Annotated in this window: 11 protein-coding genes and 1 pseudogene; 6 read left to right on the top strand and 6 right to left on the bottom strand. The window is 65.7% G+C overall.

Annotation, left to right across the window (positions count from 1 at the left end; translation table 11 throughout):
- Positions 1–167 precede the first annotated feature (167 nt).
- The 4 genes from AB4879_RS25945 to AB4879_RS25930 all read right to left on the bottom strand — a co-directional run bounded on the left by AB4879_RS25945 (position 168) and on the right by AB4879_RS25930 (position 4,914).
- The gene (locus AB4879_RS25945; protein ID WP_370509863.1) at positions 168–1,637 is read right to left on the bottom strand and encodes an FAD-dependent oxidoreductase; all 1,470 of its coding nucleotides are present in this window, start codon (positions 1,635–1,637) and stop codon (positions 168–170) included.
- On the bottom strand, positions 1,634–2,542 hold the full coding sequence (gene bphC / locus AB4879_RS25940) for a biphenyl-2,3-diol 1,2-dioxygenase (RefSeq protein WP_370509862.1): 909 nt from the start codon (positions 2,540–2,542) through the stop codon (positions 1,634–1,636). The genes AB4879_RS25945 and bphC (AB4879_RS25940) overlap by 4 nt, the downstream gene beginning before the upstream one ends.
- An 11-nt stretch (positions 2,543–2,553) precedes the next feature.
- Entirely contained in the window at positions 2,554–3,735 is a 1,182-nt protein-coding gene (locus tag AB4879_RS25935) for an acyl-CoA dehydrogenase family protein (RefSeq protein WP_370509861.1), read from the bottom strand.
- A gap of 99 nt (positions 3,736–3,834) precedes the next feature.
- Positions 3,835–4,914: a 2Fe-2S iron-sulfur cluster-binding protein gene (locus AB4879_RS25930; protein WP_370509860.1), complete on the bottom strand. Its 1,080-nt coding sequence runs from the start codon at positions 4,912–4,914 to the stop codon at positions 3,835–3,837.
- Positions 4,915–5,016: 102 nt separating this feature from the next.
- Between AB4879_RS25930 and AB4879_RS25925 the strand changes: the two genes are divergently transcribed.
- The 6 genes and pseudogenes from AB4879_RS25925 to AB4879_RS25900 all read left to right on the top strand — a co-directional run bounded on the left by AB4879_RS25925 (position 5,017) and on the right by AB4879_RS25900 (position 11,501).
- Positions 5,017–6,630 (top strand): flavin-containing monooxygenase, encoded by a 1,614-nt coding sequence (locus tag AB4879_RS25925; RefSeq protein ID WP_370509859.1) that lies wholly within the window; start codon positions 5,017–5,019, stop codon positions 6,628–6,630.
- Entirely contained in the window at positions 6,631–7,434 is an 804-nt protein-coding gene (locus tag AB4879_RS25920) for a mycofactocin-coupled SDR family oxidoreductase (protein WP_370509858.1), read from the top strand. It begins immediately after the preceding gene.
- Positions 7,431–8,264, top strand: a complete 834-nt coding sequence (locus AB4879_RS25915; RefSeq protein ID WP_370509857.1) for a mycofactocin-coupled SDR family oxidoreductase — start codon at positions 7,431–7,433, stop codon at positions 8,262–8,264. Before AB4879_RS25920 ends, AB4879_RS25915 begins: the two co-directional genes overlap by 4 nt.
- Positions 8,261–9,154: an SDR family oxidoreductase gene (locus tag AB4879_RS25910; protein WP_370509856.1), complete on the top strand. Its 894-nt coding sequence runs from the start codon at positions 8,261–8,263 to the stop codon at positions 9,152–9,154. Before AB4879_RS25915 ends, AB4879_RS25910 begins: the two co-directional genes overlap by 4 nt.
- 122 nt (positions 9,155–9,276) lie before the next feature.
- Positions 9,277–10,131, top strand: a complete 855-nt coding sequence (locus tag AB4879_RS25905; RefSeq protein ID WP_370509855.1) for an enoyl-CoA hydratase — start codon at positions 9,277–9,279, stop codon at positions 10,129–10,131.
- A gap of 86 nt (positions 10,132–10,217) precedes the next feature.
- Positions 10,218–11,501, top strand: a pseudogene (locus AB4879_RS25900) (HNH endonuclease signature motif containing protein).
- Here AB4879_RS25900 and AB4879_RS25895 read toward each other — a convergent pair.
- Both AB4879_RS25895 and bphC (AB4879_RS25890) read right to left on the bottom strand, forming a co-directional pair.
- Positions 11,498–12,955 (bottom strand): FAD-dependent oxidoreductase, encoded by a 1,458-nt coding sequence (locus tag AB4879_RS25895; RefSeq protein ID WP_370509854.1) that lies wholly within the window; start codon positions 12,953–12,955, stop codon positions 11,498–11,500. The pseudogene AB4879_RS25900 and the gene AB4879_RS25895 overlap by 4 nt on opposite strands.
- A gap of 1 nt (position 12,956) precedes the next feature.
- A complete protein-coding gene (bphC, locus tag AB4879_RS25890; RefSeq protein ID WP_370509853.1) occupies positions 12,957–13,865 on the bottom strand; it encodes a biphenyl-2,3-diol 1,2-dioxygenase in 909 nt (302 codons plus the stop codon).

The following is a 13,865-nucleotide window of genomic DNA, read 5'->3' as shown; positions in this document are numbered from 1 at the left end:
ACAGCGCTGTGTGCGCTGTCACACGAACACGCGGACAGATCGGTGATGGCGTAGCGGGGTGTGGGGGAGGAACGCCGTGCGGTGTGTGGCTCTTCCAGAACGTGATATCGCCGGTGGCATCGCGTTCGAGAAGAGAGCGTCCCAGCCTCAGACCGGCGGCGCGGTCGTCAGGCCTTGGCTACGGCGCGACCGGCTCGACGGCCGTAAAAGCTGCCGTCACCGAGGGATACGCCACTCGCGTAGCCCCATGCCGCCAGGCCCGCGGTGCAGCGGCCTGCCGCGAACAGGCCGGGGATCGGGTTGCCGCTGACGTGCAGCACTTCGCCGTCCAATGAGGTCATCAGGCCGCCGAGCGTGAAACCGCCGCAGCTGGCCCGCAGGTCGATAGCTCCGACCGGGACACCGACCGGCTTGATCCACTCCGGCTTCTTGTGCAGCAACGGATCCTCGCCGCGCGCGGCCGCCTCGTTGTAGGCGCCGATCGTCGCCTGCAGGGACCCGACCGGGAGCCCGATCTCGGCCTCCAGCTCGGCGACCGTTTCGCATACCCACGTCGCGGGCCGCTTGAGGAACGGGGTGGCCGATGTCGCCGCCATCGCGTCCTCTTGTGCGTCGCCGTCGATGATCAGGTAGGCGGTGTCCTCCTGCCGGTACAGCGTCAACTGCCCGATCCGGCCGGAGTACATGTCCTCGGGGACGTAGCGCTGACCGAGGCCGTTGACGAGAACGCCGCGCACGGTCTGCTGCGGATCGATGAGAAACGCCACCTCGGTGGCGTCCATGTGTGCCAGGTCCGCGCCGAGTGCCTGCGCCATCCGGATCGCGCGGCCGTCGTGTTGTTCGATGGATGCGGCGGGGCGTCCCGCGATCGCCGGTGCGAACTGCTTGACCATCGACTCGCTGTAGGCGAAGCTGCCGGCCGCCAGCATGACCCCGCGCCGGGCCCGCACCCGCACCGTCTCGCCGTATTGGCGCGCGAGCACTCCTGCCACCCGGCCGTCGGATTCGACGATCAGCGTCTGCGCCCGCACGTCGTACACCGCTCGTACGCCGAGCGCGGTGGCGGTTTCGACCAGCGGCTTCATCAACATGAAACCGCCGCTCTTCTCGCCGGCGACTTTGCCGGTCATCTGCGGGATATGGCCGCGCGGTGCGGGTTCGGCGATCGTGTTGAACGGGTAGGCGTTCTCCCCGCCGGTGAACATCAGCCCCTGATCGCCGGGCGGCTCCCACCCGGGCTCACCCCAGAACTCCGGCTTGAACGGCACACCGCAGTCCGTCAGCCAGTCGAAGTGCTCCAGGCTGCCGTCGCAGTAGTCCGCGATGCGGGCTTCATCGGCCCCCGGCCCCATCGCCACGTTGAGAAATGCCGCCATGTTCTGAGGCGAATCCTCGAAACCACACGCCTTCTGGATCGGCGTGCCGCCGCCGAGGTAGATGAACCCACCGGCCATCGCCGCGGCGCCACCCCACGACCCGGTGCGTTCGAGCACCAGCACGTCGGCACCGCCACGCGCCGATTCCACCGCAGCGGCCGCACCGGCGATGCCGTAGCCGACGATGACCACATCGGCCTCGTGATCCCAATGGTCGATCGACGATGCGGGGACCGGACTGACGTCATCGTCGACCGTCATGGACGCATGGCCGCCGGAAGGTCGGACACCCATTGATGCCCCCAGTAGCTGTCGGCGGTGATTTCCTCTGCGGTGTAGTACATTTCGTCGACTCGCATCCCTTCGGTGCCGAATTCGATGTCCCAATCGCCGGGCGCGCGCACATAGAACGACACCATCTTGTCGTTGGTGTGCCGACCCAGGGTCGACGATAGTGCAAAGCCCTCGGCGTTGACCCGATCCAGCGCCTGACCCACCGCGTCGAGCGAGTCGACTTCGACCATCAGGTGGATGAGCCCGGGATCGCGAACCGTCTGCGCGGGGCAGATCGCCAGACTGTGGTGACGTTGGTTGACACCCATGAACCGCACCCGGATCGGTCCGAATTCGGGTGGCGCGGGGACCCGGAATGCGCCGCGGGACGTGAACCCCAGGACGTCGGTGTAGAACGCGAACGCTCCGTCGACGTCGAGGGCCGGCAGCACGACGTGGCCCAGTCCCTGATTGCCGGTGACAAACCGGGCGCCGAACGGGGTCACGACGGGGGAGTGGTCGAGGACCGCGCCGTGGAAGACCTCCAGCGAGGTTCCGGCGGGATCTTCGAAGGTGATCGCTTCCTCGACGCGCCTGCTGTCTGCTTCCTCCAGAGACAGTTGCTTGAACGGGACCCCGGCGGAATCGAGCGAGGTCTTGACCCGCTCCAGGTCGGCGTGGTCGCGCACCTCCCATCCGACTGTGACGATCTTATCGACATCACCGGGCACGACGATGATGCGGGCGGACCGTTCGTCCATCCGCAGGTACAGCGCTGAGGCATCGGAACCCTTGCCCTCGGCAAAGCCGAGGACGCCGAACGCGAAATGTCGCCAGCGCTCGATATCGGATGCGGCCACGGTGACGTAGCCCAGCCCTTTGATGAGACTCATGTTTCTCCGCCTCAGATCATCGCCCGGAGCGGTCCCTGCGGATCCACACCGAGCGAGCTCAATGCGGAGGCGTGGTAGACCGTTCCTGGAACGTGGATCGCGTGCGCCTGGCCGACGTGCACATCACGCCAATACCGTTGCAGTGGCTTGTCCATCCGTGCGGCATTGCCGCCGCAGCGCGCGAAGATCTCGTCGACCGCTGACACCGCGCGCCACACCGCGCGAACCTGGGTCCGTCGACCCGCCGCCCGGTCCTCGAATGAGACCTCCTTGCCCGCGTCGACCATGTCGTAGATGCGGTCGGCGTTGGCGAGCAATTCCTGCCGGGCGGCGTTGATATCGGCGGCCGCCTCCCCGATGGCGTACATGACGTAGGGGTCGTCCTTGATCGCCACACCGCTGGCGTTCACCCGCTCCCGCTGATAGTCCAGCGCAGCCGCCAATGCGCCCTCGGCGATACCGATGGTGGCTGAGGAGATGCCCAGCGGGAACATCGTCGACCACGGCATCAGGTACAGGGTCTCGGTCATGCCGGCGTCACGCTGGGCGGTGCCGTCCATGACCTTCATCGCGTCCATCGTGCGGTAGGACGGCACGAAGGCGTCCTTGACGATGACGTCCTTGGAGCCGGTGCCGCGCAGGCCGACGACGTTCCAGGAGTCCTCGACGATGGTGTAGTCCTTGCGCGGCAGGATCATGTGCAGCATTTGCGGGGGCATCAGCGGCTTGCCGTCGGCGTCGCCGAGCATCGCGCCGAGGAAGATCCAGTCGCAGTGGTCGGTTCCGGAGCTGAATTGCCATCTGCCGGTGAACATGTAGCCACCGTCGACCGGGGTCGCCACTCCCTGCGGGGCATAGGGCGAGGCCACCCAGGTGTCGACGTCGTCGGCCCAGATCTCCTCGGCGACCCGCGGGTCGGCATAGGCCAGCTGATAGGGGTGCACGCCGACCACGCCGTTGATCCAGCCCGCGGACGGGTCGAGTGCGGCAGTGGCCATGACCGTCTCGGCGAATTCGCGCGGATGAACTTCCAGCCCGCCATGAATCTTCGGCTGAAGCAGGCGGATGTTTCCCGCCGACTTCATCAGCTTCACGGTCTCGTCAGTGAGCTTGCCGACCTTCTCGCCCTCGGTGCCCTGGCCGCGCAGTTCCTCGGCGATCTGGCGCACCCGGTCGATTACCCGCTCAGTCATCATCTGGTCCTATCGTCGCTGGGTGCCGTCGATGGTGTACCGGTGGTGCGGGGATTGCGGCAACGGTTCCCGGTCAGCGGAAAGCTGTTGTCGGCGGGCTCAGAACTCGATGTGCAGGTCATCGGAGACCGGTCGGGCTTGGCAGGCCAGGATCACGCCGTCGGCCAGATCCTCTGGCTCGAGAATGTCGCAGGTGGCCATGTCCACCTCACCGCGCACCACGGTCGCCGCGCACGACCCGCAGCGGCCCTCCTTGCATGAGTAGGGCACGTCGACGCCGGCAGCGATCATGGTGTCCACCAGCGTCGCTCGTCGCGGCCACCGCAGCCGGTGGCTCTCGCCGTTCAGGTCGAGGAGCACCCTGACAGCGTCGCCATCGTCGGGACCGGTCTGTGTCGCAGCGATATCGTCGGTGAAAGGGTCACCCGACAGGGATTGAAAGATCTCGAGATGGACCCGTTCGCGTGCCATGCCCGCCTCGGCGAGAGCGTCTTTGATCATTGCCATGAACGGCGCAGGCCCACAGATGAACGACTGCACCGTCGCAGAACCCGCCAGAACCGTGTGGGTGAACCCACTCATCTGCGCGCGAGTGGGGAGACCTTGCACGGATTCCAGCCAGTGCAGCACCGTCAGCCTCCCGGCGTACCGCGCGGCCAGTTCGCGCAACTCTTCGGCGAAAATCACCGAGCGTTCATCGCGGTTCGCATAGCACAGCACAACTCTGCCCGTACCAGCTGCCAGAACGGATTTCAGAATCGATATGACGGGCGTGATACCGCTGCCAGCCGCCCACAGCAGGAAGTCTTCATCGAGGTCGGCCGGAGTGAACGCCCCCGAAGGCGGTAGCACCTCGATGGCGTCGCCGGGAGATATGTTGTCGCACAGCCAGTTCGATGCGTACCCGTCGGCGGTCCGTTTCACGGTGACCTTGGGTGCGGAATCGGTGTGCGGCGAGCTCGCCAGCGAATAGCACCGCGCCACCGAACCGGTTTGTCGGCTGGGTACCCGAAGCGTCAGGAACTGTCCGGGCCGATAGCCGAACCGGTCACGGTGGTCGTCGGGAATGGCGAACACCAGTGACATCGCGTCGGAGCCCTCCGGTATGACATCGGCTACCGATACCATCACACCCCGTCCCGGGGTGACCACTTCACTGCCGTTGTCGACGTTGGACATGGGATCGATTCTGCGGCGCGATGCCCGACAGGTGCCGTCTCGGCGTCCGGTGACCGGGAGAGACCTCGTGCCGGAGCCTCAGAACCGCTTACCGTTCGGCGCGTGAGCAGTGAGTCGAAGACCTCCGTGGATGTCGTTGTGGTCGGGGCCGGGTTCGCTGGCCTGTATGCCCTGCACAAGTTCCGCTCGCAGGGCCTGTCCGTCCGGGTGTTCGAGGGGGCACCTGACGTGGGCGGCACCTGGTACTTCAACCGTTACCCCGGCGCACGGTGTGACGTCGAGAGTGTGGACTACTGCTACTCGTTTTCCGATGAGCTGCAGCAGGAATGGACATGGACCGAGAAATACGCCACCCAGTCCGAGATCCTGGCCTATATCAATTGGGTTGCCGACAAGCTCGATCTGCGTCGCGATATCACCTTCAACACCCGTGTGACGGGCGCCGTGCTCGACGAACAGACGTTGCGCTGGACCGTGAGCACCGACACCGAGGAGAAGGTCAACGCCCGATTCGTCGTGATGGCCACCGGTCCGCTGTCCGCAGCCATGACACCTGGCTTCAGAGGTTTGGATACCTTCGGCGGCGAGGTGTACCACACGGCGCACTGGCCGCACGAAGGCGTCGACTTCACCGGTAAACGGGTAGCTGTCATCGGCACCGGATCCTCCGGCGTCCAATCCATTCCGATCATCGCCGAACAAGCTCAGCAGCTGTACGTCTTCCAGCGCACGCCGAACTACAGCGTCCCCGCGGGGAACCGGCCGTTGACGGCCGAAGAAGTCGCCGACACCAAGGCCAACTATGCCGAACGACGACGGATGTCGTGGCGCAGCGGCGGTGGCTCACCGCACGTCGCGCACCCCAAGCTGACGATGGAGGCGACCCCCGAGGAACGGCGTGCCGCGTTTGAAAAGCGTTGGGAGCTCGGCGGTGTGCTGTTCTCGAAGACCTTCACCGACCAGATGGTTTCCCTGGAGGCCAACGAGGAAGCGCGCAAGTTCTACGAAGAGAAGATCCGGTCGGTGATCGACGATCCCGAGCTCGCCGAGCTTCTGATTCCGAACGACCATCCGATCGGCACGAAGCGAATCTGCACCGACTCCAACTACTTCCAGACCTTCAACCGGCCCAACGTCACTCTGGTCAGCGTGAAGAAGACTCCAATCGAGTCGATCGACGAGACCGGCATCGCCACCTCCGACGCGCACTTCGAAATCGACGCGTTGGTCCTGGCGACCGGATTCGACGCCATGACCGGCACACTCGCGAAGATCGACATTGTCGGCCGCGGTGGCCGGCGGTTGGTCGACGATTGGGGGAACGGACCGCGCACCTACCTCGGATTGGGCACCGACGGGTTCCCCAATTTGTTCCTGGTGTCCGGGCCGGGTGCTCCCGCGGTCTTGGCGAACATGGTCCTTCACGCAGAGGCCCACGTGAATTGGATCGCCGACGCCATCGAGTACCTCGATGACTGCGGCTACGACGCCATCGAGCCGACCACCGAGGCTGTCGACAACTGGATTGCGGAGTGTGCGCAGCGCGCTGAGGCGACGCTGTTCACCAGAGCCAACTCCTGGTACATGGGCGCAAACGTGCCGGGTAAGCCCCGCCAATTCATGCTGTTCATCGGTGGATTCGGGACCTACCTGGACATCTGCAATGAGGTGGCCGCCGCTGGATACAAGGGCTTCGACCTGCTCAAGGCGCAGTGAGTGTCCGATCTGGCAGACAAGGTCGTGCTGGTCACCGGTGCGGGTCGCGGCACCGGTCGGGTGCAGTGTGAGCGGTTCGCCGACGAGGGTGCTGACATCATCATGGTCGACCACATCGGTGCGGCGGACGACCTCCGCGAAACCGCGCACCGGGTCGAACAGCGGGGCCGGCGTGCGGTGGCCGGAACAGCGGACGTCGCCGATCTCGCCGCAGTCACCGCCGCGGTCGATGCGGGCGTTGGGAAACTTGGCCGCCTCGACGTCGTCGTCGCCAACGCCGGTATCCATTCTCCCGGCGGCCCCGCGTGGCAGATCACTCCGGAAGACTGGCAGCGCACCATCGACGTGAATCTGACCGGCGTGTGGCACACGGTCCGTGCCGGCGTTCCGCACATCGGTTCTGACGGTGGTTCGGTCGTGATCATCAGCTCCACCAATGGTTTACGAGGCACCGCCGGTACCGCGCACTACACCGCCAGTAAACATGCCGTCGTCGGACTGGCCCGCACACTCGCCAATGAGCTGGGTCCGCGCAGTATTCGGGTCAATACCGTGCACCCCGGCGCGGTCGCCACACCCATGGTGCGCAACGCGGCAACCTATAAGCGGCTGCGGCCCGATCTCGACAATCCCACCGAAGCCGACGCTGCCGAGGTTCTCACCGCGCGCAACCTGCTTCCGGTGCCGTGGGTTGAGTCCGTCGACGTGGCCAATGCCGTCGTGTTTCTCGCATCGAACCACGCCCGTTACATCACCGGAACCCAACTGGTCGTTGACGCGGGCCTGACCCAGAAGACGACATGACCGGGCGGCTGGCGGGGAAGACCGCGTTCATCACCGGGGCGGCACGAGGCATCGGCCGTGCCCAGGCGGTCCGTTTCGCCGATGAGGGTGCGGCAATTGTGGGCGTTGACATCTGCGGGCCGGTCGACTCCGTGCAGGTGCCGCCGAGCACGCCGGAGGACCTCGACGAGACGGCGCGGTTGGTCGAAGAGCGTGGTGGCCGCATTGTGACCGACGTCGTCGACGTCCGCGACGTGAACGCGCTGCGCGCGGCAGCCGATCGAGGTGCAGACCATTTCGGCGGGCTCGATATCGTCTGTGCGACAGCCGGAATCACGTCCCGTGCATTCGCCGTCGACATGACGGAATCGATGTGGCGGACGATGCTGGACGTCAACCTCACCGGGGTGTGGAACACCTGTACTGCTGCCATACCCCATCTGATCCATGGTGGCGGCGGCTCCGTGGTGCTGGTCAGCTCGATCGCCGGGCTGCGCGGCTTGGTCGGCGTCGCGCACTACACGGCCGCCAAGCACGGTGTGGTCGGGTTGATGCGCAGCCTCGCAATCGATGTCGCGCCACATGGGATCCGGATCAATTGTGTGCATCCGACCAACGTCGATACACCGATGATTCAGAACGACGTCGTACGACGTGCGTTTCGACCCGACTTGAGCCGGCCGCCGACCAGGGATGAGTTCGCCGAGTCAGCCACCCGGATGAACATGCTGCCGGTGCCGTGGGTCGAAGCGGTGGACGTCGCCAACGCCAGTCTCTTCCTGGCATCGGACGAGGCGCGTTACGTCACCTCGGCCAGCCTGCCGGTGGACGCGGGCGCGACTCAACGATGAGTGTGGTGAAACAGGTGTCCAAGCAGCAAGTCTATGTCGTGACCGGTGCGGCGTCCGGAATGGGAAAGGCCGCAGCCGACCTCTTGAGAGCTGATGGCCACCATGTGATCGGCGTGGACCTCCGCGACACCGAGGTGATCGCCGATCTCTCGACCGCCGAGGGACGCTCACGTGCCGCCGGCGCGGTGCTCGCATTGGCGAATGGGGGGCTCGACGGTGCAGTCTTGGCCGCGGGAGTCGGTCCTCGGCCCGGAGCGCAGAACGTGCCGACCATCATGTCGGTCAACTATCTGGGTGTCGTCGAGCTGCTCGAGGCGTGGCGGTCCGCACTGGCCGCTGCCGACTCCGCGAAGGTCGTTGTGGTGGGCAGCAATTCGGTGACCACCATGCCGATGGTTCCCGGCCGTGCGGTGCGCGCGTTGTTACGCGGTGACGTCGACGCCGCGGTGCGCGCTGTACGGATGTTTCGATCGGCGGCACCAGCGATGGCCTACGGCGCATCGAAGATCGCGCTGATGCGCTGGGTGCGCCTGACTGCGGTGCAGCAGGAATGGTCCGGCGCCGGGATACGGTTGAATGCCATCGCGCCGGGTGCTGTGGATACGCCGTTGCTCGGTGAGCAGCTCGCTACCCAGCGCGAGGCCAGGGCCGTCACATCGTTCCCAGTGCCCATCGGAGGTTTCGGCAAGCCCCACCACCTCGGTGAGTGGATGCGGTTCATGGTTTCCGACGCCGCTGACTTCCTCTGCGGCAGCGTTATCTTCGTTGACGGGGGATCGGACGCGTACTTCCGCGCCACACACTGGCCGCGGCGGGTTCCGAACGCCGGGATACCGAGGTATCTGTACCGAATGTTTGCGTTCAGGCGGGTGCGATCCCGACGGTCGTAGCGGCGACCCGCGTTCGCCCAGGTGTGACCTGGTCGATTCCCAGTCAATGGCACATGTTGTGTGACTGGCGTTCGATCGTGGCGCACATTGGTGACACACATGGAATGGGCGGAGGATCTGAGATGACTGCAGTCGACAGCGACGTGGTGACCTATGAAGTCGTCGGCGGGACGGCGCTGGTCACGATGAACCGACCGCGGTACCGCAACGCGCAGAATTCGGTCATGACCTATGCCCTCGACGCGGCGTTTCAGCGTGCGGTCTCCGACGACGATGTCCGCGTCATCGTCTTGGCGGGCAACGGTGACCATTTCAGCGCGGGCCACGACATCGGCACCCCGGACCGCGACCACCACGTGTCCTACGAGAACAAGGCCGCGCTCTGGTGGGATCACGTCGACAAAGAGGGCGGCGACATGCGCTATGCCCGTGAGATCGAGGTTTATCTGGGTATGTGCCGGCGGTGGCGCGAGATTCCGAAACCCACCATCGCGATGGTGCACGGCGCATGCATTGCCGGCGGGCTCATGTTGGCCTGGGTCTGCGACCTGATCGTCGCTTCCGAGGATGCCTTCTTCAGTGATCCTGTGGTGCGAATGGGCATTCCAGGGGTCGAATACTTCGCGCACCCCTGGATTCTGGGGTCCCGGTTCGCCAAAGAGATGCTGTTCACCGGAGACAAGTTCGGTGCGCAACGCGCCTACGAAGTCGGGATGGTCAGTCGAGTCGTGCCGAAAGCCGAACTTCGGGAAGCGACCTTCGAGATCGCCGGGCGCATCGCGACGATGCCGAGATTCGGTCTCGCGCTGGCCAAGCGAGCGGTCAATCAGTGCGAAGACCAGATGGGACTGCGTAACGGCATGGACGCCGTGTTCGGGCTGCACCACTTCGCGCATGCGCACAACGTGGAGGTGGGTCAGGACTCGCTCGGCGGGCTGGATGCCAAGACGATGTCCGCACCTCGTAAACGGCTGTAGCCCAGGGGATTTCCACAGATCTGTGTTCATCCACAGGGTCGGTCGGGCGCAGCGGATCTGTCGGTGATCCGACGTAGAATTCGAAGATGGTTTCGATCACGGCGGCGCTGGATGCGCTCGATGCCGCGGTCGAGATGCTCGGTGCCGCTGATATCGAGGAGCTGCCCGCACCCCAGCGGTTCGCGGCGATAGAACGTCTGGAACGTGCGGTGCGCCGCCAGCGGGCGGTATCCCATCAGCAGATCACCCACCTGGAGCGCTAAGAGGGTTGCCCGCCGATTCCGATCGTGTTGGCTGACGTGCTTCGGATCAGCCGGACGGCTGCCAAGCGCCGACTCCGTGACGCCGAACAGCTGACCTCGCGCACCACGCTGACCGGTGAGCCACTGGCGGCACTACTGCCGGAGACCGGCAGGGCCTGGGCGGCCGGCGAATTGGACGGCGAGCATGTGCGGGTCATCCAGAAGTTCTTCCGTGATCTGCCCGATCACGTCAGCCCGGTCGAGGTGGATGACGCCGAACGGGCCTTGGCGCAGCACGCCCGGACGATGCGCCCCGATCAGCTGGAGAAGGTCGCGGACCGGTTGGCCGTACACCTCAACCCCGACGGCAAGTACTCCGAGGAGGACCGGGCGCGCAAGCGCGGCTTCCAATGGTGCGGGGGCCAGCGACCGGACGGGATGAGCGTCGGGAAGCTGATCGCCGATCCACTGCTGCGGGCGCACCTGGACGCGTTGTTCGCGAAGACCGCCGCGCCGGAGCCCGATGATGTGCGCAGTCATGCCCAGCGCCAGCACGACGCGTTGGCCGATGTGGTCCGCAGCAGTCTCGGCGATCCGAAACTGGGCCGGCACAACGGACTTCCGGTCACCATGATCGTGACGACCACCCTGCAGGAGCTGCAAGCAGCCGCGGGGCACGCCGTCACCGCCGGCGGGACACTGATCCCCATCACGGACCTCATAAGAGCGGCTGCGCCGTCGTACAACTATCTGGCGGTGTTCGACGGAGTCACGGGCAAGTCGCTCTGGTTGGGGCGCAGCAAGAGGTTGGCATCGGCCGATCAGCGAATCATGTTGTTGGCCAAATATCGTGGCTGCACCGCGCCCGGCTGCACGGTCAACGGTTACAACAGCCAGGTCCACCATGCCGCCAAGGACTGGAAACACGGCGGCAACACCGACATCGACGACATGACCCTGGCGTGTAAATGCGACAACCTCGTTGTCGAGAACGAGGGCTGGACCACCCGGCAGCGTCCCGACGCCCACACCGAATGGATCCCACCGCCCGGTGTGCCGCTACGCGGCGGCACCAATGACTATCACCACCCGGAGCGATTGTTGCCGCGGGACGACGAGAAGGACTAAGCCCGCGCGGCGGAGCGTCCGGCCCGGCGGCCGTAGAAACTGCCGTCTCCCAACGAGATGCCGCTGGCGTAACCCCATGCCGCCAGGCCGGCGGTGCAGCGACCGGCCGCGTAGAGGCCGGGGATCGGCTCACCACTGACATGCAGCACCTGCGCATCGAGGTTGGTCCGCAGTCCGCCCAACGGGAACCCGCCGGTGGCGTGTCGCAGATCGAGAGCGCCGACCGGGCTGCCGATCGGACGCAGCCAGCGCGCCTTCTTGTGCAGCAGCGGATCCTCACCGCGGGCGGCGGCAGCGTTGTAACGCGCCACCGTGTCCTGCAGGCTGCCGAACGGCAACCCGATTTCGGCCTCGAGCTCGGCGACGGTTTCACACACCCACTTCGGCTTGCGCAGAATCAGTTTCGGCGTCTGTGATGCCACGGCCTCGTCGTGGGCGTCCCCGTCGAGGATGAGATACGCCGTGTCGTCCTGGTGATAGAGCGTGAGCTGACCGGCGCGGCCGGGATAGGTGTCTTCGGCGACGTAGCGCTGCCCGCGCGAATTGACCAGAATGCCGCGCACCAACTGCTGCGGATCGACCAGGAACGCAACTTCGGTGGCGTCGACATGTGCCAGGTCAGCGCCGAGCGCCTGCGCCATCCGGATGCCTTGACCGTCATGTTGTTCCACCGCTGACACCGGCCGACCGGCGATCCGGGGTGTGAAACGGTCCATCATGGACTCGTTGTAGGCGAAGCTGCCGGTGCCCAAAACCACGCCACGCCGGGCCCGGATGGTGACCTCGGTCCCGTACTGGCGTGCGGTGATCCCGGTGACGCGGCCGTCGGATTCGACCACAAGGGACTGCACGCGGACGTCGTAGAGTGCCCGGACGCCCAAGTCGGTCGCTTTCTGCACCAAGGGCTTCATCAACATGAAGCCGGCACTGGCCTGGCCCTGCTTCTTGTTCTGCATCTGCGGGACATGTCCGCGCGGCGCGGGATCGGCGACGGTGTTGAACGGATAGGCGTCCTCGCCACCGCTGTACATCAGCCCCTGGTCGCCCAGCGGTTCCCATCCGGGTTCACCGAAGAACTCCGGCTTGAACGGCACCCCGCACGCCACCAGCCAGTCGAAGTGGGCGACGCTGCCCTCGGCGTAATCGGCGATGCGCTCGCGGTCGGCGCCCGGGCCCATCGCGGCATCCAGGAACGCCGCCATGTTCTCGGCGGAATCATCGAAGCCGCAGGCTTTTTGGAGCCCGGTACCCCCGCCCAGGTAGATGAACCCGCCGGCCAACGCCGCAGCTCCACCCCAGGCGCCCGCTCGCTCGAGGACCAGCACATCGGCGCCTGCGCCGGCAGCCTCGACCGCCGCAGCCGCGCCGGCGACACCGTAACCGGCGACCACCACGTCGGCCTCGTGGTCCCAGGTGGTCACCGAAGTGGCCGGAACGGGGCGGACGTCGGTCATGTCAGGGCCGCATGGCGGCGGGCAGGTCGCCGACCCACTTGTGACCCCAATAGCTGTCCGCTGTGATTTCCTCAGCGGTGTAATGGTTTTCGTCAATCCGCAGGCCGCCGGTGCCGAACTCGATATCCCAGTCGCCGGGGGCGCGGACGTAGAACGACACCATCTTGTCGTTGGTGTGCCGACCGAGTGTGGACGACAGCTGGAACTCCTGCGCGGCGATGCGGTCCAACGCCTCGCCAACCGTGTCGAGGCTGTCCACCTCCACCATCATGTGGATCAGGCCTGGATCGCGCTGGTGCATCGCCGGGGCGATCGCCAAGCTGTGATGGCGTTCGTTGATCCCGAGGAAGCGGATCCGGATCGGGCCGAACTCTTTGGGCAGCGGAACCCGGTATGCACCGCGGGACACAAAACCCAGGACCTGGGTGTAGAAATCGAACAAGCCGGGCGCGTCGAGTGCCGGCAGCACGACGTGGCCCAATCCTTGGTCGCCGGTGACGAATCGCGCACCGAACGGGGTGACCACCGGGCTGTGATCCAGCACCGCGCCGTGGAAGACCTCCAGGTGGGTTCCCGCCGGGTCGTCGAACGCCACGACCTCCTCGACTCGGCGGTCGTCGGCCTCGGACTGCGACAGCTGGGTATAGGCGACCCCGGCGCGGTCGAGCACATCTTTCACCTGGTCCAGGGCAGCGTGGTCGCGGACCTCCCAGCCCACCGTCGCGATCCGATCTCCGTCGCCGGGCACCACGATGATCCGCGCCGCCCGTTCGTCCATGCGCAGGTACAGCGCGGACGGATCGGGTCCCTTTCCTTCGGCGAATCCCAGTACGCCGAAGGCGAATTGGCGCCACCGATCGATGTCAGCAGTATGGATCGTGACGTAGCCGAGGCTCTTCAGCAGGCTCAC

Origin of the sequence: Mycobacterium sp. SA01 (assembly GCF_041287105.1) — a bacterium.
GTDB lineage: Bacteria > Actinomycetota > Actinomycetes > Mycobacteriales > Mycobacteriaceae > Mycobacterium.
The sequence above is the reverse complement of the archived record's forward strand: the minus strand, read 5'-3'. Positions and strand labels throughout refer to the sequence as shown.